Source organism: Methylobacterium sp. Leaf100 (genome assembly GCF_001422845.1).
Taxonomy (GTDB): Bacteria; Pseudomonadota; Alphaproteobacteria; order Rhizobiales; family Beijerinckiaceae; genus Methylobacterium.
On the sequence record NZ_LMMW01000045.1, the window covers coordinates 217433 to 239674 of the forward strand.

The window sequence follows — 22242 nt, forward strand, 5'->3', positions numbered from 1 at the left end:
TCCCCGCCCGGTTCAGCCAGCAGCTACCTTCCGGCATCCCCCCACCAACCCAATCCACCAAACTTGGCAAAGAGCCGAAAAGTGGTCCTCCCTGAGGTATGGCTCTGAGCCATGAGGAGGATGTCATCATGGGACGGAAGAGGCATACGGCTGAAGAGCTTGTCGCCAAGCTGCGCCAAGTGGATGTTCTGGTCTCGCAAGGTCGCAAGGTCGCCGAAGCAATCCGGTCCATCGAGGTCACCGAGGTCACGTATTACCGGTGGCGGTCCGAGTACGGTGGCCTGAAGGGCAATCAGGTGAAGCGGCTGAATTCTCTGGAGACCGAGAATCAGCGCCTCCGCCGGGCGATCTCCGATCCGACCCTGGAGAAGCTCATCCTGAAGGAGGCAGCTGCGGGACCCGAAGGGCAGCGCCAGCAAAACTTCTGAGCCCGGCTCGCCGCCGGGCTTGTGTCGACTCCGTCGTTGCCAAGCACGGTGTGTCCGAACGCTTCGCCTGCCGAGTTTTGGGGCAGCATCGTTCGACACAGCGCAAATCCGCCGTCGTAGTCGAGGACGAGGCCGCTCTGACGGTCGCCATCGTTGCGCTGGCTCTCCAGTACGGGCGCTACGGCTATCGCCGGATCACGGCCTTGCTCCGGCGTGACGGCTGGACGGTGAACGTGAAGCGGGTCGAGCGGATCTGGCGCAGCGAAGGGCTCGAGGTTCCCGCGCGTCAGCCGAAACGGGCACGCCTTTGGCTCAACGACGGCTCGTGCCTGCGCCTGCGGCTAGAGCGGCCTGACCACGTCTGGTCGTATGACTTTGTCGAGCACCGTACGCATAACGGTCGCAAGTACCGGATGCTGAACGTGATCGATGAGTTCACTCGCGAGTGCCTCGCGATCCGCGTATCCCGCAAGCTGAAGGCCCTCGACGTGATCGACGTACTCTCGGACCTGTTCAGTCTGCGCGGCGTGCCAGGCCATATCCGCTCGGCCAACGGGCCGGAGTTCATTGCCAAAACGGTCCAGGACTGGATCGCGGCGGTTGGCTCGCAGACCGCCTACATCGAGCCGGGCAGTCCGTGGGAGAACGGCTATTGCGAGAGCTTCAACGCGAAGCTGCGGGACGAACTCCTCAAAGGCGAGGTGTTCTACACCCTCAAGGAAGCCAGCGTCGTGATCGAGCAATGGCGAAGGCACGACAACAGCATCCGGCCGCATTCGTCGCTCGGATACCAGCCACCTGCGCCCGAGGTCGTCATCTGGCCAACGGAACCGAGCGGATCAGTGCCGTCCGCTCGCCTTGCCATCGTCACCCGACCGACGATGCACTAACTTCGAACTTGGGCCACCGCACGGGGGCAGGCCAAAGCAGGGACCAGCGGGGGGGCACCCAAACCCTGCTAAATAATTAATGATAAACAATATTATCGGTTCGCCGCCAATTGGCGATGACAGGCTCATCGCCAATTTCGCCCGGCCACTCCATCATGTATCTTTCCTGAGAACCCTTGCAGAACACTTCCGGAACGCATAACCTGTTCGCGATTTGTTTCTGTGGCTTAGTGCCGCTTTGTACTGTTCGAGGACGGGTGCCGTTCATGTTGACTCGTAAGCAGCTGGATCTGCTCCAGTTCATTCAACAGAAGATGAACGAGGGGGGCGTACCGCCGTCGTTCGATGAGATGAAGGATGCCCTCGACCTGAAGTCGAAGTCGGGCATCCATCGGCTGATCACGGCGCTGGAAGAGCGTGGTTTCCTCAGGCGCCTCCCCAATCGCGCCCGCGCCATCGAAGTGATCAGGATGCCCGAGAGTCTCGGAGGGCAGTCGGGCGCGGGCGCTGCGGCACCGACGGAGTCGCGTCGTTTCACGCCGAGCGTCGTCGAGGGGGGCAAGGGCAAGGGCACCGTCGAGCGCATGCCGGTTGGACGCCTGCCGACGACGCGAGCGACGGATGGCGACGGTCGTGCCATCACCATTCCGGTCATGGGCCGGATCGCGGCCGGTACGCCGATCTCGGCGATCCAGGAGCAGAGCCACTCGGTCACCCTGTCCCCGGACTTTCTCTCGGGTGGCGAGCATTACGCCCTGGAGGTGCGCGGCGATTCCATGGTCGATGCCGGGATCCTCGACGGTGATCTGGTGGTGATCCGCAAGCAGGACACCGCCAACACCGGCGACATCATCGTCGCTCTCATCGACGACGAGGAAGCGACCCTCAAGCGCCTGCGCCGGCGTGGATCGTCCATCGCTCTAGAAGCGGCGAACCCCGCCTACGAGACACGGGTGCTCGGGCCCGATCGGGTTCAGATCCAGGGACGCCTCGTCAGTCTGGTCCGTCGCTACTGAAGAGTCTCGCCCGAGCCTTCGGAGGGAGGTTCGGGTTCGTCTGTATCTGGCGCTGTCGGCGCGGTCGGGACAGCCGGCGTCGGGGTCCGCGTCGGTACCGTTTCCCGCACCGGGCGCCAGGGTACACTCTCGCCGGCGCGTCGTGCCGTGGTGATGATCGGATCGGCCTTTGGCGGGAAGCGGATCGTCACGGCACCGTGAGCAGCCAGGAATGGACGGTCGAGCACGAGTTTGGCGGCGCAGGCCGGCGGTGCATCGCGACGGGTGATTAGAACGTCGGCACGGATGCAATCCTCGTGGAGAGCGCGTTTGTCGGTGACGAGTGCAAGCACTCTTCCGTCCGGCAAATGCGCCGTGCAGCCGAGCCGATCGCACCGAGCGGTCGAGAGGGCGGTGACGGTGCCGGCCCGGCGTCCATCGCCATCGGCCTTCAGCCATTGCTCCAGGACGAAGGCTGGCGGTTTCCCCAGGGTTGCGAGGCGTCCGTCCTGGGCGCGAATGGCGATTCCAGCTCCCTCGCGGTCGATATAGAGATCCGGCCGCGTCGCGCTCGCGGCCAGGGCGACGCCGACGGCCATCGGTAGGAGGCCGAGCCAGCGCAGCCGCGACACCGGTAGGGTGAGCGTGACGAGGCCAAGGGCCATCGCCGCGAGGGCGCCGGGTCCGAAGGCCGGGATCACGTAGGTGGCGCGATCGAACCCGGCGATCCAGGTGGAGATCGTCAGCATCCCCCGCACGGCGAGACCCATGAGCCACCAGACCGGCTGATCGAGGGCGAAGGGGTAGGCCAAGATGCCGAGGACCGCCGCCGGCATCACGGCGAGCGAGACCAGGGGGAGGGTCAGGGCATTTCCGACGAGGCCGAAGGGCTGGACCGTCTGGAAGTGGTAGGTCGCGAACGGTGCCGTCGCGAACTGTGCGACCAGGGTCGTCGCAAGTGTGCCGATGATCGCGGTGGCGATCCAGATTGCAACGCGTCCGAGGGGACCGGCGCTTTGCCCGCGCAAGCTCACGGCGCCGATGAGCGGAGCGCAGGCGATGAGGCCCGCCACCGCCCCGAAAGACATTTGAAAACTCGGGCCGAGGAGCCCATCCGGCTCACGCGCCAGGGCGATAAGGGCCGCCAGCGCCAGATTGCGCATGCTCAGGGCCGGTCGGTCCACCAGGATCGCACCGAGCATCACCAGGGTCATGATCAGCGCCCGTTCGGCGGCGATATCCCAGCCGGAGAACACGCAATAGGCCGTCACACCCGCCATGGCGCAGGCGGCGGCGATCTTCTTGATCGGCCAGCGCAGGGCCAGCGCCGGCGCCAGCGCGAGAAGCGCGCGCACGAGCCAAAACACCACCCCGGCCGCCAGCACCATGTGAAGACCTGAGATCGACACGACGTGATAAATTCCCGCCGCGCGCAGGACATCATTGGTCTCCGCGTTGATGAGGCCGCGTTTGCCCGTCACCAGGGCGGCCGCGACGGCGCCGGCCTGCCCGCCGTTGGCGTCGGTGATGCGGCGCGTCAGGGCGTTGCGGGCGTCGTCGACTGCAGCGGCGAGCCGCAAGGACCGTGGCAAATCCTCCGGGGGCGGCCGCACTTGGATCGTGCCGACGAGGGAGCCCACCGCCCCGATCCCGCGAAAATAGGCATCGCGGGCAAAATCGTAGCCGCCCGGCCGCGCCGCTTCGGGAGGCGGAAGCAGGCGCGCCGTCGCGGCGATGCGATCACCGGGTTTCAGCGGCGGTGCCTTCTTGAACGACACCCGCACCCGACGGGGCCGCTGCTCTGCCGCGAGGGTGCCGAAGCTCTCGACCCGAACGATGAGGCGTGCGCCCTCCTCCCTCTCGTCGAGGGCTTCGATGAGCCCGACGAGGGGCGCGATGGTGGTTCTGGCCAGCACCGGGCTCGCCACCTGCACGAGGCGGAACGTGGCGGCCGCAAAACCAAGGAATGCGGCGACGAGCCCGACGAGACCGGCCAGGACCACGGGTCTGGCCGCGAAGACGGGTGTCAGAGCGATGAAAATCGCCGCAACGGCGAGCGGTGCCGCCAGGGATGGCGGCCCGGAGGTCGCAGTGAAGCAAAGCAGCACCCCGAGGCCGAACGCCACCGCGAGCCAGGGAAAGAGTCGGCGCTGTTCGACCTCCCGGCAGAATCCGGCGGCGACACCCTCCTGAAGCGTGCCGAGCCACAGGGACGGCGCGGGAACGCGGGCGGCGGCGCGCACCCACATCCGTCCGGCGGTCCGTGCGCCTCCCTGCCCCATCCCACGACACCTCCGGGCGTGACCCGCGTGCGACCCTTCACCATTCCTAGGGGTGGGGGTGACGATTTCTTAACGCCTGCCTTCGCGCATGCTACATGCCCATCCCCGGGCCGGTCGATCCGCCGTCCGCCTGCTTCCCTACAGAGTCTAAGCCAAGATCGATGTCGTCCACCGTCGTCACGCGCTTCGCGCCCTCCCCAACGGGCTATCTTCACATCGGCGGCGCGCGCACCGCCCTGTTCAACTGGCTCTATGCCCGTCGCTTCGGCGGCCGGATGCTGCTGCGCATCGAGGATACGGATCGCGAACGCTCGACCCAGGGGGCGATCGACGCGATCCTCGACGGGATGCGCTGGCTCGGCCTCGATTGGGACGGCGATGTCATCTACCAGTACGCCCGGGCCGACCGGCACCGGGAGGCGGCGGAGACTTTGCTCGCGTCGGGGCACGCCTATCGTTGCTACGCGACGCCGGACGAACTCACGGCCATGCGCGAGGCGGCGCGGGCCGAGGGCCGGCCCCTTCGCTACGATGGCCGCTGGCGCGACCGCGACCCGTCCGAGGCGCCCGCCGGGGCGAAGCCGGTGATCCGCCTGCGCGCGCCGCTCGAAGGCGAGACCGTGGTCGAGGACGGCGTGCAGGGACGCGTCGTCTGGCAGAACCGAGACCTCGACGACCTCGTGCTCCTGCGCTCCGACGGCAACCCGACCTACATGCTCGCCGTGGTGGTGGACGACCACGACATGGGCGTCACCCAGGTTATCCGCGGCGACGACCATCTGACCAATGCGGCGCGCCAGCGCCAGATTTCGGATGCCCTCGGCTGGGACGCACCGGCCATGGCGCACATCCCGCTCATCCATGGGGCCGACGGGGCCAAGCTGTCGAAGCGCCACGGGGCGCTGGGCGTCGACGCCTATCGCGATCTCGGCTACCTGCCGGCGGCTTTGCGCAACTACCTCGTGCGCCTCGGCTGGAGCCACGGCGACCAGGAAGTGTTCTCCACCGACGAGATGATCGCGGCCTTCGATCTCAAGTCCATCGGGCGCTCGCCCGCGCGTTTCGATTTCGCCAAGCTGGAGAATCTCAACGGGCTCTACATCCGAGGCGCCGACGACGCGGATCTCGTCGCAGCCCTCGACGGCGTGCTGCCGGCCCTGGGCCCGTCGCGCGGCATCGCCTCGCCCATGGCACCCGAACTCCGCGAGAAGCTGATTGCGGCGATGCCCGGCCTGAAGGAGCGGGCGAAGACCCTCGTCGACCTCCTCGACAGCGCCTACTACCTCACGGCGGCCCGGCCCCTGGCCCTCGACGACAAGGCCGCCTCCCTCCTCGGCCCGGAGGCGCGGACCCGCCTCTCCGCGATCCTGCCCGCCCTGGAAGCGCTTCCGGAATGGAGCGCTGCCGCAACGGAAGGCACCGTGCGCGCTTTCGCCGAATCGGCGGCCGTGAAGCTCGGGCAGATCGCGCAGCCCCTGCGGGCGGCGCTGACCGGGCGGGCGACCTCGCCGCCGGTCTTCGACGTAATGGCCGTGCTCGGGCGCGAAGAGTGCCTCAGTCGCTTGCGTGATCAGGCCACCGCCTGACGCGGCGGGTTTCGCTGGCGTCGACGCGGAACGCCCGGGCCGAATGACAAACCGGCCTGGATTTCGCTTCGTGGCGTTCGTGATGCGGACGCTCGGTTGAAGGCGGTCGACCGATCCGCTAACCCGATGCTCGTGTGAGCAAGTGCAGCATGCGTTGCCCTTGCGCCCCGGAACCGGGTTGGTGAACCATCGCCACACGGGCCGGCGCCGCCCCGCTGCCACGAAAGGGTCCACGTCTCCATGAGCGCCACCAGCACCATCACCGTGGGCGACGCGCAGGTCGAGTTGCCGATCAAGACCGGTACCATCGGCCCCGACGTCATCGATATCGGCCAGCTCTACGCCAAGACCGGCAAATTCACGTTCGACCCGGGTTTCACCTCGACCGCGTCGTGTGAATCCAAGATCACCTACATCGACGGCGATGCCGGCGTGCTACTCTATCGCGGCTACCCCATCGACCAGATCGCCGAGAACGGCGATTTCCTCGAGACCTGCTATCTCATGCTGTTCGGCGAGTTGCCGACGCCGGCCCAGAAGGCCGACTTCGATTACCGGGTCACGCGCCACACCATGGTGCATGACCAGATGAACCGATTCTTCCAGGGGTTCCGCCGCGACGCGCACCCGATGGCGATCATGGTCGCCTGCGTCGGCGCCCTGTCGGCGTTCTATCACGACTCGACGGACATCTCGGACGACAAGCAGCGCATGATCGCGAGCTTGCGCATGATCGCCAAGATGCCGACACTCGCTGCGATGGCTTACAAGTATTCCATCGGTCAGCCGTTCGTCTATCCCAAGAACGACCTCGACTATACGTCGAACTTTCTGCGGATGTGTTTCGCGGTGCCGTGCGAGGAATTCAAGGTCAATCCGATCTTCGCCCGGGCGCTCGACCGGATCTTCATCCTCCACGCCGATCACGAGCAGAACGCTTCGACCTCCACCGTGCGTCTCGCCGGCTCGTCGGGGGCCAACCCGTTCGCCTGCGTCGCCGCCGGCATCGCCTGCCTGTGGGGACCGGCCCATGGCGGCGCCAACGAGGCGGCCCTCAAGATGCTCGAGGAGATCGGGCACCCTGAGAACGTGGCCAAGTACGTCGCCAAGGCCAAGGACAAGAACGACCCGTTCCGGCTCATGGGCTTCGGTCACCGGGTATACAAGAACTACGATCCGCGTGCGCGAATCATGCAGAAGACCACCCACGAGGTGCTCGGCCAACTCGGGATCAAGGACGATCCGCTGCTGGAGGTCGCCGTCCAGCTCGAGAAGATCGCCCTCGAAGACGACTACTTCATTGAGAAGAAGCTCTACCCGAACATCGATTTCTACTCGGGCATCACCCTCAAGGCGATGGGCTTCCCGACTTCGATGTTCACCGTGCTGTTTGCGCTCGCCCGCACCACGGGCTGGATCGCCCAGTGGGCCGAGATGATCGAGGACCCGTCTCAGAAGATCGGCCGGCCGCGTCAGCTCTATATCGGCCCGGACAAGCGCGAATACGTGCCCATCGATCAGCGCGCCTGAAGGCGGGGCGGCTCATCCGGTAGAGGGCGAGCCAGGGACAGTGCAGCCGGGTAGGATTTATCCCGCCCGGCCGTACCCGCTACGTGGGCGGAGGCATGCGGCCTTCGCCGCCCGGAGGCACCCATGATCCTTCCGAATGGGCTGTCGGCCTTTCCGATCACACCGGCGGATCCGAGCGGATGTGTCGATGTCGGGGCGTTGCGTCGGCTGGTTACGCCCTTGCGCGATGCCGGGGTCGATTCCATCGGCCTTCTCGGCAGCACCGGCTCGTACCCGTATCTTAGCCGGCAGGAGCGGCGTCGCGCCGTTGAAGCGGCCCTGGATGCAGTCGGCACCGATGTTCCGATCCTCGTCGGCGTCGGCGCCCTGCGGACGGACGAGGCCGTGGCGCTGGCCCAGGACGCCAGAGCCATGGGGGCCGCGGCCGGGCTGCTGGCCGCCATCTCCTATACGCCCCTGACCGAAGACGAGGTGTTCGCGCATTTCGTGACCGTCGCCCGGGAGAGCGGCCTGCCGCTCTGCATCTACGACAATCCCGGCACCACCCATTTCGCCTTCACGGCCGCGCTCGTCGGACGCCTCAGCCGTGAACCCGGCGTGATCGCCGTCAAAAGTCCGGCCTGCGCACCGCCGGAGATCACCGCACATCTGCAAGGCTTGCGCGAGGCCGTCACGGCCGGTTTCTCCCTCGGCTACAGCGGCGACTGGAACACCGTCGAGGCTCTGCTGGCTGGGGCCGACACCTGGTACAGCGTCATGGGCGGATTGTTTCCGCAGACCGCCATGGCGATCGTGAGGGCCATCCGGACGGGAGACCATACAGCGGCGCGGGAGTTGGACGTACGATTGCAGCCGCTCTGGAGTCTGTTCAAGGAGTTCTCGAGCCTGCGCGTGATCTATGCCTATGCCGATGCCCTCGGGGTCTGCCACACCGACCCGCCACGCCCGATCCTACCCCTTCCGGATCGCGCACGGGACCGCGTCGTGCAGACCTTACGTGGTTTGGATCTTCGCTAAGGTCGTCGCCCCGGATCCGATCGCGCCGACAAGCGGATGAGGCGCGGGCGCCAGATACCAAGAACCACGTTGGCCGTCGCGACCGCGAGGAGAACCCAGAGGGTGTTCGCCTCGGCGCCGAGGGATTGGCCCAGCATGGCGAGATCGGCCTTGCCGATCAGGGCGCCGGCGCTGAGGTCCGCCTCCTGCTGCATCGGTCCCTGAACGTAGACGAGGCCACCTTCGAACATCAGCACGCCGGTGGCAAGCTTCACCCAGGCCCAACCCGCATTGTGGAAGGCGCGTTGTGCGAGGGCGAGTAGGCCGGCCAGCAGCGTCAGAGCGAGAGAAGGGAGGAAGATCCAGGACGCCACCGCGCCCATGGCTCCGCGCATCAGCGCATAGCCGGCGAGGGACGAGGACGGGGGCGTGAAGCTCAGCATCACGACGAGGCAGGCCATCGCCCCCATGACGCCAATGGCCCCCATGGTGTGGAGGAATTTGAGCGTGCGTCGCACCGTACCGAGCCCGCCGTACGATTGGGTCCGTGCAAACCTATCGTACGCCGTACACCCCGTCGATCAGGTCACCCGCGTCGCGCCCAGCACGATTCGGGCCGCACGCCGGCTCGGTTCCTCGCCACCGGGCAGCCGCATCAGGCCGTCGATCCGCGACAGGGCCTCGATCTGCGCGTCGCGTGCCGGCCCGCCGGCCAGAAGAGGCGCCAAGGCCTCGACGAGGCGCTGAGCCGTGCAATCGGCCTGGATGAACTCCGGCATGGCGTTCTGCGCCAGAATCAGGTTCGGCAGCACGATGGTGGGCACCTGGATCAGGCGCCGGGCCACAGCCTCCTCGATACGCGAGACCTTGTAGGCGACCACCATCGGCACGCCGGCCAAGGCAAGTTCGAGAGTCACGGTGCCGGAGGCCGCGAGCGCCGCGCGGGCACGCCTGAAGGCCTCATGCTTGGCGGCCTCGCCGTACACGAGGCGCACCGGGGCGTCCCACGCTCGCGCCAGGCGTTCGATGAGGGCGCGGTGGCGGGTCACGGCAGGCAGCACCGCCTCGATCTCACCGAAGCGCTTCCTGAGCTGCCCCAGGGTCGCGCCGAACACAGGCATCAGCCGCTCGATCTCGGAGCGGCGTGACCCCGGCAGGATCACCAGGGTCGGCGGCGTCGCCGCGCGCGCCTGCGCCTCCCGGGCGTCGGGCCGTAGCTCCTCCAGACGCTCGATCAGGGGGTGACCGACATAGGTGCAGGCCGGACCGCCGAGGCGGCGATGGGCTTCCGGCTCGAACGGCAGCAGGGCAAGGACGTGATCGATGAACGGCCGCATCTTCGCCGCGCGCCAGGGCCGCCACGCCCATACGCTGGGCGACACGTAATCGACGATGGGCAGGTCCGGCATCCGCTTGCGCACGCGTGACGCGACCGCATGGGTGAAGCCCGGACTGTCGATGATGACGAGGATATCGGGGCGGGCGTCCACCACGTCGCGCACGGTCTGGCGGATGCGGCGCAGCAGGGTTCGCAGCCGTGCGGCCACGGGCAGGTAGCCCATCACCGCCACGTCATCGATGGGAAACAGCGACGTGAAGCCTTGCTCCGTCATCGCCTCGCCGCCGACGCCGCCGAACCGGATCGGTCGGTCCGACAGGTCGCGCAAGCCGCGCATGAGCTTGGCGCCGAGCTGGTCGCCCGAATCCTCGCCCGCGACGAGCCAAATCTTCCTTGGCGCGGTCTTGTCGCTCATGCGTCGATCCCCAGACCGACGAGGAACAGGCCTGCGCGATCGGCGGCTGCGATGGTCGCGGGCCGGTCGATGATGAGGGTGAACCCGGCCTGGATCGCGAGGCCGGCGCAGCCCGCCGCCGCCGCCGCCGCGATGGTACGCGGGCCGATGGCCGGCAGATCGACTCGCAGATCCTGCCCGACCTTTGCCACCTTGACGAGAACGGTGCCGGGCTGGCTCGCTCCCAGACCGAACGGCTTGCGGCCGAGCGCTCGCGCGCGGGCGAGCATCCGGTCGGTGCCCTCGGGACCCTCGACGGCGACCGCGCGCTGGGCCACCACCACGGCGGCCTGCCCGACGTCGTAGGGCGCCAGGGCGCCCAGGAGGGCGCGCCCCGTGTCGATGGATTCACGGGCGGCGGCATCGGGCACGTGCCGTCCCATGACGCCCTCGGGGCTCAGGAGATCGGGGGCCACCTCATGGACGCCGACGACGCCGTGGCCGTTCTCTTCGAGCAGCGCCAGGGCCCCGCGCAAGAGCCGGTCGTCGCCGCCACCGGCGATGGCCTTGAGGGCGTCCCGATTGCGCAAGGCCGCGGCGGCGTTGAGGATGGCGGCCGGGTTCGGCCGCGAGACGCCGCCGGCCGGCACCACGCTCACCGGCCCCCAGGCCTTGAGGATGGCCAGCACCCCGGCGATGTCGAGGAGATCGACGGTGGCCTCCGCCCGAGCCCGCATGCCACGCTCTGCGAAGCCCCGGATCGCGAGGATGCGGAACGGACGCCCGGCCCGGTCCAGGGATTCGGCCACGAGCTCGGGCAGACGTCCTGCTCCGGCGACAAGGACGAGGGGAGCCGGCAGGGCTCTCAAGGCGCGCCCGGCGTCTCGCGCGGGGTGCAGATCGAACGCTTGCCGCCGGCTCGGATGAACGCGACGATCTCGGCGACGCCCCGATGGGTATCGAACTCCGCCGCCACGTCCTCCACTCGCTCCATCAGCGTTCCCTCGGGGGCGAACAAGAGGCGATAGGCGCGGCGCAACGCATGGATATCCTCGCGGGCGAAGCCCCGGCGCTGCAGCCCGATGATGTTGAGACCCGACAGATAGGCTCGGTTGCCCAGTGCCATGCCGAAGGGAATGCAGTCGTTCTCGAGGGCCGACATACCGCCGACGAAGGCGTGCGCCCCGACGCGGGCGAACTGGATCACCGCCGCGCCGCCGCCAAGGATGGCGAAATCGCCCACCGTGCAATGGCCGGCGAGCATGACGTTGTTGGAGAACACGACCCCGTTGCCGACCCGGCAATCGTGCCCGACATGGGAGTTGGCCAGGAAGGTACAGGTGTCACCGACCGTGGTTTCCAGGCCGCCGCCGGCGGTGCCGGGGTTCATGGTGACGCCTTCGCGGATAAGGCAATCGGCGCCGATGGTGAGCGTCGACGCCTCCCCGCGGAATTTCAGGTCCTGTGGTGGATGGCCGATGGAGGCGAAGGGATAGAGGCGGGTGCGCGATCCGATGGTGGTGGAGCCGGCCACGACCACGTGGCTGACGAGCTCGCAGCCATCGCCGAGCCTGACCTCCGGGCCGACATGGCAGAACGGGCCGATGCGGACATCGGCCCCGAGGATCGCGCCGTCCTCGATCACGGCACTCGGGTGGATGCCCACCACAGCGGTCATTCCGTCACCAGCATGGCGCCGATCTCGGCCTGCGCCACCAGGGTATCACCGACACGGGCTTCACCCCGGAACCACCACATGGTGCGGCGCTGATTCAGCTTCGTCATGTGGTAGCGCACGGTGTCTCCGGGCACGACGGGCTTGCGGAACTTGCACTTGTCGATGGTCATGAAGAACACCTGCTTGGCGCGCAGATCGTCGGTCATGATGTGCTGGCAGCAGATGGCGCCGGCAGTCTGAGCCATTCCCTCGATGAGGAGCACGCCGGGGAATACCGGCAGACCGGGGAAGTGCCCGGTGAATTGCGGCTCGTTGATCGTGACGTTCTTGATGCCGACACAGGAGCGGTCACCGTCGATCTCGACGATCCGGTCGATCATGAGGAAGGGATAGCGGTGCGGCAGGAGTTCCAGAACCTTCTGGATATCGGCCGAGCCGAGCTCGCGCGGCATCTCGTTCATCGATCGGATCATCTCCCTGACACGCGGCGGCGCTTCCGGCGCTTCGCCCCGCTCGTTCTCGTATCCGCCATTCGAAAAAAGGCGAAGTCTTTGTGGTTGAGGTGAAGTCTTTCGGCAGAAACTTCGCCGGATGCAACCCCCGGGCGGGGGAAGTCACGCGTCCCTGTCGGACAACCGGTCGCGCGTGTTCCGCCGTGAACCCAGCTCACGCACGTTGACCAGCCAAAGCTTCAGTGCGAAATCGTACCATAGGATGGCGGAAGGCATCTCTGGACCGTGCGCCATCAAGATATGGGTCTCATGTCCGTCAACCACCCGTCCGCTGTTCCGGTTCGGCGTTCACGTGATCGCACCGGCCGCCCCGTCGCTTCGCAACAGCCGGAAGCCACCTGGGGTCATCAAACGACCGACGTGAGTTTCGGCTCGGCACTGCAGTCGACCGGCTTCTCGACAGCCCAAACCGGTGAGAACGTCGGATCGCTTCGCGTCGGCATCCGCCAAGGCGTGAACCGTTTCAGGCGCAAACTCGAGAGTCACGTCGCACTCGGGAGCCAGGATGGGGAAGCCGTCGAGCGGCTGACCGCTTCGTCGGAAACTTTCTCCGCACGGTCCGACCTGACCGCCCGGCACGAAACGAAGGGCGGACGCCTGATCCTGATGGAAGGGTTCGCCTGCCGCTACAGTCTGCTGACGGGGGGGCGCCGCCAGATCACGGCCTACCTCGTCCCCGGGGACAGCTACGATCTCGATGCGGGCGCGTCGAACCGGATGGACCACGGCGTGACGACGTTGACCTCGGCTCGCATCGTGCGCGCCGAGTCGTCGACGATCGAGGCGTTGGTGCAGGATCACCCAAGCATCGCAGGGGCCTTGCGCGCTGCCGAGAAGGTGGAGGAGGCGACCCTGCGCGAGTGGCTCGTCAACATCGGAGCCCGCCCGGCTCTCGAGCGGATCGCGCACCTGTTCTGTGAAATCGAGCTTCGCCTTCGGGCCGTCGGGCTGGTCGAGAACGACCGCTGCGACATGCCGATCACGCAATACGATCTCGCCGATACCGCCGGCCTGTCGAGCGTCCACGTCAACCGGACCCTGCAGGAGTTGCGCCGTCAGGGCCTGATCACCCTGACGGGACGCGCGTTGACGATCCACGACCGGCCCTCGCTCCGAGCGTTGGCGGGCTTTGAGGCCGGCTATCTCCGCCTGCGGGAAATGGCCTGAGCGTCAGGCCTTCGGCTCCTTCGACCCGTCGCCGCCGGAGCGTTCCGCGAGTCGTGCGAGGGTGGTGAGTTCGCGGAACCACGCGCGAACCGGCTTGGCCGGCGTGCCGCCCCAGCGAGAACCGGGCGGTACGTCGCGGTTGACGTTGGACGACCCGGCGATCTGTGCACCCATGCCGATGCGCAGGTGGCCGACGACGCCGACCTGCCCGCCGAGGACCACGTAATCCTCCAGGGTGGTCGAACCGGAGATGCCGACGCCCGAAACGATGACGCAATGTCGTCCGATGACGACGTTGTGGGCGATCTGGACGAGGTTGTCGATCTTGGTCCCCTCCCCGATCACCGTATCGCGGCTGGCACCCCGGTCGATGGTGGTGTTGGCACCGATCTCGACATCGTCCTGAACGATGACCCGACCGATCTGGGGCACCTTGAGGTGGCCGCCCGGCCCCATGGCAAAGCCGAACCCGTCCTGGCCGATGCGGGCGCCGGGATGGACGATGACGCGATTGCCGAGCAGGGCATGGGTGACCGTCGAACCCGCGCCGATGGCGCAATCCCGCCCGACCCGGACGTTCGGGCCGATCACCGCGCCCGGACCGATCACCGTTCCTGAGCCGATCTCGGCGCCCGGACCGATTACTGCACCGGGATCGATACGGACACCCGTTTCGAGGCGGGCCTCCGGGTGGACATGGGCACCGGGTGCGACCCCTTTTGAACCGAAGACGGAGGCTGGACGCATCGCCTCCGGGTAGAGCCGGGCCAGGAGGCCCGCATAGGAGCGGTAAGGATCACGGGTGATCAGTGCAATGGTGCCGGTCGGCACACGGGCGGCGAAACGCGGCGAGACGAGGCACACTCCGGCCCGCGTCTGAGCCAGGGCGTCACCGTAGCGGGCATTGTCCATGTAGGCGATATCGCTCGGGCCGGCGCTCTCAAGGGGCGCGGCACCGTTGAAGATTGCCTGCGCGTCCGCCGCGGGGGGGAGCGAAACGCCGGCAGCCTCGGCGATGGCGCCGAGGCTGAGGGCGGTGTCGGGCGTGATGAAGATCGGATCTGCCATGACCGGAAACGCGCCGCCCTTGGAAAAGGGCGACGCCTTTGTCGTTAGAAGCGCGAGCCGCCGGAGAACCGGAACGCCTGTAGCTGATCCTTGCCGATGCGGAAGTTGGTGCCCGGGACCTTCACACCTTCGTCCTTGGTGAGGGCGTAGGCATAATCGAAGCGGATCGGTCCGAGCGGGGAGTTCCACAGGATCGAGGCACCGATGGAAGACCGGATGACCGCCTTGTCGTGAACGTTCACGCACTCCGGTTCGACACCGATGGTGGCCGAGTTGAAGTTACAGACGCCGCCGGGTGCGATGCCGTTGATGAAGGCGTCGCCATTGACGTTGAACTGCGTGCGGCCGTTGTAGCCGAACAGGGTACCGGCATCGGCGAAGACTGCGCCCTTCAGGCCAAGATCCTTGGGAATACCCCAGATCGGGAACTGGACCTCGACGGTGCCGCCCACATAGGTGCTGCCGCCGATGGCGTTGGACCGGCTGTCGGCTATGCCGACGTCGCGCGGACCGATGCCGTTGGGCGCGAAACCACGAACCAGCGACGGGCCGAGGAAGAATTGGTCCGTGATGCGCAGGGGCTCGTCGTTGAGCGCCGAGATGTGACCGCCCTGAAGCCGGACGAAGCCGACCACGTCCTCGTAGAACTCCTTGTAGTACCGGGCGTCGCCGGTCACGCGGAAGAACTTCGAGTCACCACCGAGGCCCGCGAGGTCAGGCTTGAGTTCGGCGTAGAGGCCGTTGCGCGGCAGGCCGATGTTGTCGAGGGTCGAGTAGGCCAGCGTGAGGCCGGCCAGCGACGTGAGAGTGTTGCCTTGCGAGCCCTTGAGGGCGATGGAGGCTTCACCGTCGAAGGCGCAGTTCGGGTAGGCCGCGAGGCCCGACACGTTCTGGCCATTGGCCGTGAACGTGTTGTTCGGATAGACCGCCGTGTAGCCCGGGATCGGGTTCGAGCAGTCGTTGTACGGCCGGCGGATGGTGTTCGGGACGCGCAGCTCGGTGTTGTAGAGCGAGTAACGCAGGGTGATACCGAACTCTTCGGTGATCGGCAGGCCGACGCGGAGCTGGCCGCCGTACACGGTGGTCTCGTAGCGCGAGTAGCGGGTCTGGTCGCTGTACTTGTAGAACGCGTCGAAGCCGGCGGCGAGGCGGTAGCCGAGGAAGTACGGCTCGGTGAACGAGAAGTCGACGCCGCGGGCGTACTGGCCGGCGGTGCCGGCGACGCGGACATACTGGCCGCGGCCGAGGAAGTTCGACTCGGAGACCGAGACTTCACCGATGATGCCGTCCTGGGTCGAGTAGCCACCGGCGACCGAGAACGAACCCGTGGGCTGATCCTCGACGTCGATGTTGATGACCACGCGATCGGCGGCGGAGCCCGGCTCGTTCGAGAACCGGACCTTCTTGAAGAAGCCGAGACCGTTCAGGCGACGCTCCGCCCGGTCCGTGAGGACGCGGTTGTAGGCATCACCCTCGGTGATATCGAGCTCGCGACGGATGACGTAGTCGCGGGTGCGGGTGTTGCCGCGGATGTTGATACGCTCGACGTAGACGCGCGGACCATCCTCGACAACGAAGCCGAGGGCCACGGTACCGGTGGCCGGATCGCGCTGCCCGGTGGGACGCACCTGGGCGAAGGGGAAGCCCTGGCGGGCAACCTGGTTCGTCACGCCACTGAGGGTGCGCTCGACATCCTCGGCGTTGTAGACATCGCCGACCTGGGCGCGAACCTCGCCATCGAGACCCTGCGTGTCGAGGCCGGGAAGGCGCGAATCGATGGCGACGGCACCGACCTTGTACTGCTGGCCTTCCTCGACCACCACGTCGATCACCCAACCGGCATCGGTCTCGGCCTCGACGTAGCGGGCATCGGCCTTGACGACGCGGAAATCGGCGTAACCGTTCTTGAGGTAGAAGCGCCGCACGAGGTCGAGATCGTTGGTGATCCGGTCGGGATCATAGACATCGGAGGTCTTGATGAACGACAGGAAGTTCATCTCCGAGGAGGACATCAGCTCCTTGATCTTCGACTCGGAGTATTCCTTGTTGCCCGATATGTTGATCGCCTTGATGCCGGTCTTGTCGCCTTCCTCGATGACATAGATCACGTCCAGGCGGCCGTTGGGCAGATCGACGGTGCGGAAGCTGACCTTGGCGCTGCCGCGGCCCGAGCGACGGTAGATCTCGCGGATGCGCTGCATGTCGGCGGTGACGATGCCCTGATTGTAGGGACCACGCGCCTTGGCTTCGATCTCACCCTCGAGGGTGGCCTTCTCGACCTTCTTGTTTCCCTCGAACACCACCCGGTTGATGATGTTGTTCTCGCGCACGCTCACCACGGTGCTGCCGCCGCTGCGCGACACCTTAACGTCGGAGAACATGCCGCTCGCCAGGAGGTTGCGGCGGGCTTCCTCGGGCGAACCGGAGGCGGTGCCGGTCACGTAGGACCGGATCGTGTCGGAATCGACGCGCTTGTTACCCTGGACGACGATCTGCTCGGCCTGCGCCACGCCGCCGAGAACCAGCCCTGCGGCCGTGGTGGCGACTAGGACGATGGTCCGCTCCGCCGACTTACGTCGGCGCTTTCCCGTCATCGACATCATGTAATCGCCCGTCTCTTTTATTATCAGTACGGGTTCGCACCCGCGGACAGGCGCCGGTTTGCCCGGTCGTCCCGTCGTCTGGTCCCAAGCTCAGCTTCTAGCGGGTTTCCCGGTCGAAGCAAACGTTGGGGTCACCCGCTCACAGGGGATTTTGGGGACACGTGGCCTTCCGGTCACTTAACGCCGAAACGCCATCGCCGAACATGGTGAACGAAGCCACAACGCGACTTGGCCGCGCGGCGGATGCGCCAGCGCGGCCAGTGATTTGATCGAGTTTGAGGATTGCCTGGGAACGTCGATCAGGTGCCGCGCGACCCCCAGGAGGCACCGAGATTGAGGACGTCGTTCCAGGCGGCGAACAGCATCAGGAACAGCACCAGGGCCAAACCGATCCGGAAGCCGATTTCCTGCGTACGCTCGCTCAGTGGCCGCCCGCGCACGGCCTCGAAGGCGTAAAACAGAAGGTGTCCGCCATCGAGCAGGGGCACCGGAAACAGGTTGAGAAGGCCGATGGACACCGACAGAAGGGCGATGAGGCCGATGAGTCCGCCCGCACCGCTGACCTTGGCGACCTCGCCCGAGACCCGGGCGATGCCGATGGGCCCGGAGAGCTGATCGGCCGATTCACGCCCGGTCACGAGCTTGCCGATGTAATCGATGGTCCGGTCGACCACGAAGTAGGTCTCGGAGACGCCCTGACCCACGGACTGGAGCGGGCCGTAATGGACGAGCTTGGCCTCGCTGCCCTTCGGACCCTGGATGCCGAGGCGACCGAAACGGTGCCGCCCGAACGGGGTACGCTCCTCGACGCCGTCCGGCACGGCGGTGAGCACCTGCCGCTCGCCGTTGCGCTCGACGGTGATGGCGAGGCTGGAACCGGCGCTGGTGGTGACCGAACGCTGCATGTCGGTAAAGCTGTTGACGGTGGTGCCGCCGATGGCCCGGATGATGTCGCCGGGCTGGAAGCCGGCGCGCTCGGCCGCGCTCCCTGCCATCACCGCCTCGACGCGGGCCGGTGTCTCGTAGCGTCCGCCAAAGTAGATCGCTCCGGAGAACAGCACGATGGCGAGGAGGAAGTTGGCGATGGGACCGGCGGCGACGATGGCGGCGCGCTTGGCCAGGGGCTGCGTCGGAAAGCTGGTGGCGCGCTCCTGGGGGCTCATCCGCGCCACCGCATCGGGGTCCGGCACGCTGGCACCGTTCGCGTCGCCGTGGAACTTGACGTAGCCCCCGAGCGGCACGGCCGAAAGCTTCCAGCGTGTGCCGTGACGGTCGTTGAAGCCGAAGAGTTCGGGGCCGAACCCGAGGGAAAAGGCGTGGACGCCGACGCCGCACCAGCGTCCGACGAGGAAGTGCCCCATCTCGTGAACGAACACGACGACGCTGAGCACGATCAGGAACGGGATCACGTTGCCGAAGAATCCGGCGGCTGTCCCGCCCATCGCGTTCAGAAAGTCCATCGTCGATCCTCGAAGCGTCCTGCCGGCAAGCCAATCCGCCTGTAGCAGATCGGGGCCGGGGCCGGCGAACGCAAATGCGCCAGCGTGGTTCTGGCGTCGCACTGGGGCAAAGACCAGCCGGAAAGCCGGTATTCCTGCGATTTGGGTAAAGAGGGAGGGCTTGACCCGAAGCTCGCCGCGACGCGCTCCGGGCGGGATCAAGCCGCCAGGGCTTCGCTGCTCCAGGCCCGCACCTCGGCGTCGATGGCCAGGGCTTCGTCGACATCCGACGGTGCCTGCCGGTAGAGCCCTGCGAAATGGGTACAAGCGCGCTCGACCAGATCGGCGATCCCGTAGAAACCGATGGCGCCACTGATGAAGGCCGCCACCGCGATCTCATTGGCGGCGTTCATCACCGTCGGGGCCGCACCGCCGTCGCGCAGGGCGGCCCTGGCGATCCGAAGGCACGGGAACCGTGTCTCGTCGGCGGCCTCGAAGGTGAGACTCCCCACCGCCGCGAGGTCGAGGGAACGGCCCCGCGCGATGGTCAGCCGCTCGCCGAGCCCCAGGCAATGGGCGATGGGCACCCGCATGTCGGGCATGGCGAGCCCCGCCGTGACGGCGCCGTCACGCCAGGTGATGAGGCCATGCACGATGGATTGTGGGTGGACGATCACGTCGAGGCGCGCCGCCTCGATGGCGAAGAGGTGATGCGCCTCGATGAGTTCGAGGCCCTTGTTCATCAGGGACGCCGAATCGATGTTGATCTTCATGCCCATGGACCAGGTCGGATGGGCGGCGGCCTCCGCGGGCGAGGCGGCGGCGATGCGTTCGGCGGTCCAGGTGCGGAACGGCCCGCCGGAGGCCGTGATGGTCATGGTGGCGATATCCGCGACCTTGCCGTCACCGAGCGCCTGGGCGAGGGCGTTGTGCTCGGAATCCACCGGCAGGAGGGTGGCTCCGTAGCGAACGGCGTCCCGCATGAAGGCGTCGCCGGCGCAGACGAGGCTCTCCTTGTTGGCGAGCGCCACCGTGCGACCCAGGCGGAGCGCGGCGTGGGTCGGGCGAAGACCGGCGGCTCCGCTCACGGCGGCCACGACGATGTCGGCATCGCGTGCCACGGCCTCCAGCACCGCGCCTTCGCCGGCGCCGTTGGGGATACCGGTGCCGGAGAGGAGATCGCGCAGGGCCGCCCCCTGTGATTCGTCGGCCAGCGCCACGAAGTCGGCACCGATTTCGCGCGCGAGCTTCGCGATCGCGACGGCGTCACGGCCGCCCACCAGGGCGCCGATGCGGAAGCGCTCGGGATGCTGGCCGAGAAGGTCCGTGGTGGATCGGCCGATGGAGCCGGTGGCACCCAGGATGGAAACGGTGAGACTCAACGGAGACAATCCTTCAGACCGCGCCCATGCGATGCGCGAGGAGATACAATCCGGCCAGCAAGGCCACGGCGGCGAAACCGTCGAGACGGTCCATGACCCCGCCGTGGCCGGGGATGGAGCGGCCGGAATCCTTGACGCCCCAGTGCCGCTTCAGGGCCGATTCGGCCAGATCGCCGGCCTGACTGAAGATCGAGGCGGCGGCGCTGACAGCGCCCACGATGGCAAGTGAGGTCGCCGCGAGCGGGCTCCAGCCGTAGCCCCGCGCCAGGGCGACGAGGCCGATGCCCGCGGCGGTCCCGGCGGCGAGACCACCGAGCGCGCCCGACCACGTCTTCTTCGGGCTGACACTCGGCATCAGCTTCGGGCCGCCGAACGTGCGGCCTGTGATGTAGGCGACGACATCGGTGGACCACACCACCGCGAACATCCAGGCGGGCCCGAGGATGCCGATGCCGGGATCGTCGCGCAGACCCGGCGGAACGAGGGCGACCACGGCGCCGCCGGCAAGGCCCGCCACCGCGCGGCCCCGCGCCGGACCGTCCTGGGCCAGGACGAGCAGACCGAGGGTCCCCGTCGCGGCGACGGCGAGGAATACGAGGGGGGTGGCTCCCTCCCGGAGGCACAGGGAGAGGCCAGCGAGGGTCACGCCGATGATCGTCAGGAGCAGCCGGCGCGGGCCGGTGCGGCTCATGCCGATCCACTCCGCGGCGCCGACTAGGGCGGCGGCCAGCCAGATGAAGGCGAACGGTCCGCCACCGAGGATCAGGGCCGAGACCACGAGGATCGCCAGCACCACCCCAGACACTAGGCGAAGCTGGAACTCGCGCCCGCTCAGGGGATTGCGCCGCACACCCGGGGCCGCCTCGCTCGGGCTTCCCATCAGCCGGTCTTGTCGCTGAGACCGCCGAAGCGCCGGTCGCGGCGATGGTACTCGCCGATGGCCGCCACGAAGGCATCGTGGTCGAAGTCCGGCCAGAGGGCGGGCGTGGTCACGTACTCGGCGTAGGCCGTCTGCCACGTGAGGAAGTTCGACAGACGCAGTTCGCCCGAGGTGCGGATCACCAGATCGGGATCTGGAATGCCGGTGGTATCGAGGGCCGCCGTGATGGCGTCGATGTCGATGTCGTCGGGACTCGTACTGCCCTCGGCGCAGGCCCGGGCGAGGGTGCGCACGGCGCGGACGATCTCCTGGCGACCACCGTAGTTGAACGCGACCACCAGGGTCAGGCCGGGATTGGCCCGGGTCATCGCCTCGGCCTCGTCCAGAAGGGCGACGATATCGGCGCTCAGGCCCTCGCGGTCGCCGATGATCCGCACGCGCACGCCGTTGCGATGAAGCTCGGCCAGATCGCGGCGGACGAACAACTTGAGCAAGCCCATGAGGTCGGCGACCTCCGCCGGCGGACGGCGCCAGTTCTCGGACGAGAACGTGTAGATGGTCAGGTAGCGTACGCCGAGGTCGATGGAGGACCGCACGGCCCGACGCACGGCCTCGACGCCGCGGCGATGGCCCTCGACGCGGGGCAAACCCCGCCGTGCCGCCCAGCGTCCGTTGCCGTCCATGATGATGGCGACGTGCGCAGGCGCTGGCAGCGCGAGGCCGGCGGGCAGCACCGGTGCCGCACCGGACACGGCCGGCGAGCGGACTTCGAACGCCGACGCGCCCTGCCCTCCCACCATCCCGGCTTCGATGTGACGCGCGCCCTCAGTTCGACCCAACGCGCCCCTCCCCCGTGCTTCGTCCCGTTCGGACGGCAATCCGCCGAACGCTGGAACCGTGATCGATCAAATCGAACCGCGGTCCCAGAACCTTCCCTCGTCCTGCGTCCTTACGACGAACTCAACATCCAAGTCGTCGCAGAGCGCAGGGGAGCATCGTCTCGGATACCCGCTCCAAGACGATGCTCCCGATCCTCGGTCACGCATCGGCTGTTGCGAAAGCCGGTGTCCACC

17 protein-coding genes and 1 pseudogene are annotated in these 22242 nt (G+C 67.4%); 6 read left to right on the forward strand and 12 right to left on the reverse strand.

The window, feature by feature from the left end; genetic code table 11:
- Positions 1-128 precede the first annotated feature (128 nt).
- Positions 129-1318, forward strand: a pseudogene (locus ASF25_RS17080) (IS3 family transposase).
- A 266-nt stretch (positions 1319-1584) separates the two neighbouring features.
- On the forward strand, positions 1585-2334 hold the full coding sequence (gene lexA / locus ASF25_RS17085; protein ID WP_056306149.1) for a transcriptional repressor LexA: 750 nt from the start codon (positions 1585-1587) through the stop codon (positions 2332-2334).
- On the opposite strand, the gene ASF25_RS17090 is transcribed toward lexA, so the two are convergent.
- Positions 2328-4595 (reverse strand): ComEC/Rec2 family competence protein, encoded by a 2268-nt coding sequence (locus ASF25_RS17090; protein WP_056306066.1) that lies wholly within the window; start codon positions 4593-4595, stop codon positions 2328-2330. The genes lexA and ASF25_RS17090 overlap by 7 nt on opposite strands.
- A gap of 161 nt (positions 4596-4756) precedes the next feature.
- Here ASF25_RS17090 and gltX point away from each other — a divergent pair, with 161 nt between their 5' ends.
- From gltX to ASF25_RS17105, 3 genes are all read left to right on the forward strand, one after another.
- The gene (gene gltX, locus ASF25_RS17095) at positions 4757-6181 is read left to right on the forward strand and encodes a glutamate--tRNA ligase (RefSeq protein WP_056173167.1); all 1425 of its coding nucleotides are present in this window, start codon (positions 4757-4759) and stop codon (positions 6179-6181) included.
- Between the two features lie 240 nt (positions 6182-6421).
- Positions 6422-7711, forward strand: coding sequence for a citrate synthase (gene gltA / locus ASF25_RS17100; RefSeq protein WP_056173165.1), 1290 nt, complete (start codon positions 6422-6424; stop codon positions 7709-7711).
- A gap of 123 nt (positions 7712-7834) precedes the next feature.
- Positions 7835-8728, forward strand: a complete 894-nt coding sequence (locus tag ASF25_RS17105) for a dihydrodipicolinate synthase family protein (RefSeq protein ID WP_056306068.1) — start codon at positions 7835-7837, stop codon at positions 8726-8728.
- Here the strand turns inward: ASF25_RS17105 and ASF25_RS17110 are convergent.
- From ASF25_RS17110 to fabZ, 5 genes are all read right to left on the reverse strand, one after another.
- Positions 8725-9225 carry a hypothetical protein gene (locus tag ASF25_RS17110; RefSeq protein ID WP_056306070.1) on the reverse strand — a complete coding sequence of 167 codons (501 nt, stop codon included), beginning with the start codon at positions 9223-9225 and terminating at the stop codon, positions 8725-8727. The two genes, ASF25_RS17105 and ASF25_RS17110, sit on opposite strands and share 4 nt — an antisense overlap.
- A 63-nt stretch (positions 9226-9288) precedes the next feature.
- The gene (gene lpxB, locus ASF25_RS17115) at positions 9289-10461 is read right to left on the reverse strand and encodes a lipid-A-disaccharide synthase (RefSeq protein WP_056306072.1); all 1173 of its coding nucleotides are present in this window, start codon (positions 10459-10461) and stop codon (positions 9289-9291) included.
- Positions 10458-11309 (reverse strand): UDP-2,3-diacylglucosamine diphosphatase LpxI, encoded by an 852-nt coding sequence (gene lpxI / locus ASF25_RS17120; RefSeq protein WP_056262795.1) that lies wholly within the window; start codon positions 11307-11309, stop codon positions 10458-10460. The genes lpxB and lpxI overlap by 4 nt, the downstream gene beginning before the upstream one ends.
- Positions 11306-12118: an acyl-ACP--UDP-N-acetylglucosamine O-acyltransferase gene (lpxA, locus tag ASF25_RS17125; protein ID WP_056173150.1), complete on the reverse strand. Its 813-nt coding sequence runs from the start codon at positions 12116-12118 to the stop codon at positions 11306-11308. Before lpxA ends, lpxI begins: the two co-directional genes overlap by 4 nt.
- A complete protein-coding gene (fabZ, locus tag ASF25_RS17130; RefSeq protein WP_056174090.1) occupies positions 12115-12579 on the reverse strand; it encodes a 3-hydroxyacyl-ACP dehydratase FabZ in 465 nt (154 codons plus the stop codon). Before fabZ ends, lpxA begins: the two co-directional genes overlap by 4 nt.
- A gap of 300 nt (positions 12580-12879) precedes the next feature.
- Here fabZ and ASF25_RS17135 point away from each other — a divergent pair, with 300 nt between their 5' ends.
- Positions 12880-13797, forward strand: coding sequence for a Crp/Fnr family transcriptional regulator (locus ASF25_RS17135; RefSeq protein WP_082502873.1), 918 nt, complete (start codon positions 12880-12882; stop codon positions 13795-13797).
- 3 nt (positions 13798-13800) lie between these two features.
- On the opposite strand, the gene lpxD is transcribed toward ASF25_RS17135, so the two are convergent.
- The 6 genes from lpxD to ASF25_RS17165 all read right to left on the reverse strand — a co-directional run bounded on the left by lpxD (position 13801) and on the right by ASF25_RS17165 (position 22008).
- Positions 13801-14865: a UDP-3-O-(3-hydroxymyristoyl)glucosamine N-acyltransferase gene (lpxD, locus tag ASF25_RS17140; protein ID WP_056306073.1), complete on the reverse strand. Its 1065-nt coding sequence runs from the start codon at positions 14863-14865 to the stop codon at positions 13801-13803.
- Positions 14866-14909: 44 nt separating this feature from the next.
- Positions 14910-17468: an outer membrane protein assembly factor BamA gene (gene bamA, locus ASF25_RS17145; protein ID WP_056173144.1), complete on the reverse strand. Its 2559-nt coding sequence runs from the start codon at positions 17466-17468 to the stop codon at positions 14910-14912.
- A gap of 299 nt (positions 17469-17767) precedes the next feature.
- The gene (gene rseP / locus ASF25_RS17150; protein ID WP_056306075.1) at positions 17768-18928 is read right to left on the reverse strand and encodes an RIP metalloprotease RseP; all 1161 of its coding nucleotides are present in this window, start codon (positions 18926-18928) and stop codon (positions 17768-17770) included.
- Between the two features lie 197 nt (positions 18929-19125).
- On the reverse strand, positions 19126-20289 hold the full coding sequence (dxr, locus tag ASF25_RS17155) for a 1-deoxy-D-xylulose-5-phosphate reductoisomerase (protein ID WP_056306077.1): 1164 nt from the start codon (positions 20287-20289) through the stop codon (positions 19126-19128).
- A gap of 13 nt (positions 20290-20302) precedes the next feature.
- On the reverse strand, positions 20303-21169 hold the full coding sequence (locus ASF25_RS17160) for a phosphatidate cytidylyltransferase (RefSeq protein WP_056173134.1): 867 nt from the start codon (positions 21167-21169) through the stop codon (positions 20303-20305).
- Complete coding sequence (locus ASF25_RS17165; protein ID WP_244473073.1) at positions 21169-22008, reverse strand: isoprenyl transferase; 840 nt, start codon at positions 22006-22008, stop codon at positions 21169-21171. The genes ASF25_RS17160 and ASF25_RS17165 overlap by 1 nt, the downstream gene beginning before the upstream one ends.
- Between the last annotated feature and the right edge of the window lie 234 nt (positions 22009-22242).

Excerpts from the sequence above, each read along its gene's own strand:
- lexA (WP_056306149.1), top strand. The coding sequence starts at position 1,585 with ATGTTGACTCGTAAGCAGCTGGATCTGCTCCAGTTCATTCAACAGAAG.
- ASF25_RS17090 (WP_056306066.1), bottom strand. The coding sequence starts at position 4,595 with ATGGGGCAGGGAGGCGCACGGACCGCCGGACGGATGTGGGTGCGCGCC.
- gltX (WP_056173167.1), top strand. The coding sequence starts at position 4,757 with ATGTCGTCCACCGTCGTCACGCGCTTCGCGCCCTCCCCAACGGGCTAT.
- gltA (WP_056173165.1), top strand. The coding sequence starts at position 6,422 with ATGAGCGCCACCAGCACCATCACCGTGGGCGACGCGCAGGTCGAGTTG.
- ASF25_RS17105 (WP_056306068.1), top strand. The coding sequence starts at position 7,835 with ATGATCCTTCCGAATGGGCTGTCGGCCTTTCCGATCACACCGGCGGAT.
- lpxB (WP_056306072.1), bottom strand. The coding sequence starts at position 10,461 with ATGAGCGACAAGACCGCGCCAAGGAAGATTTGGCTCGTCGCGGGCGAG.
- lpxA (WP_056173150.1), bottom strand. The coding sequence starts at position 12,118 with ATGACCGCTGTGGTGGGCATCCACCCGAGTGCCGTGATCGAGGACGGC.
- fabZ (WP_056174090.1), bottom strand. The coding sequence starts at position 12,579 with ATGAACGAGATGCCGCGCGAGCTCGGCTCGGCCGATATCCAGAAGGTT.
- ASF25_RS17135 (WP_082502873.1), top strand. The coding sequence starts at position 12,880 with ATGTCCGTCAACCACCCGTCCGCTGTTCCGGTTCGGCGTTCACGTGAT.
- lpxD (WP_056306073.1), bottom strand. The coding sequence starts at position 14,865 with ATGGCAGATCCGATCTTCATCACGCCCGACACCGCCCTCAGCCTCGGC.
- bamA (WP_056173144.1), bottom strand. The coding sequence starts at position 17,468 with ATGATGTCGATGACGGGAAAGCGCCGACGTAAGTCGGCGGAGCGGACC.
- rseP (WP_056306075.1), bottom strand. The coding sequence starts at position 18,928 with ATGGACTTTCTGAACGCGATGGGCGGGACAGCCGCCGGATTCTTCGGC.
- ASF25_RS17160 (WP_056173134.1), bottom strand. The coding sequence starts at position 21,169 with ATGGGAAGCCCGAGCGAGGCGGCCCCGGGTGTGCGGCGCAATCCCCTG.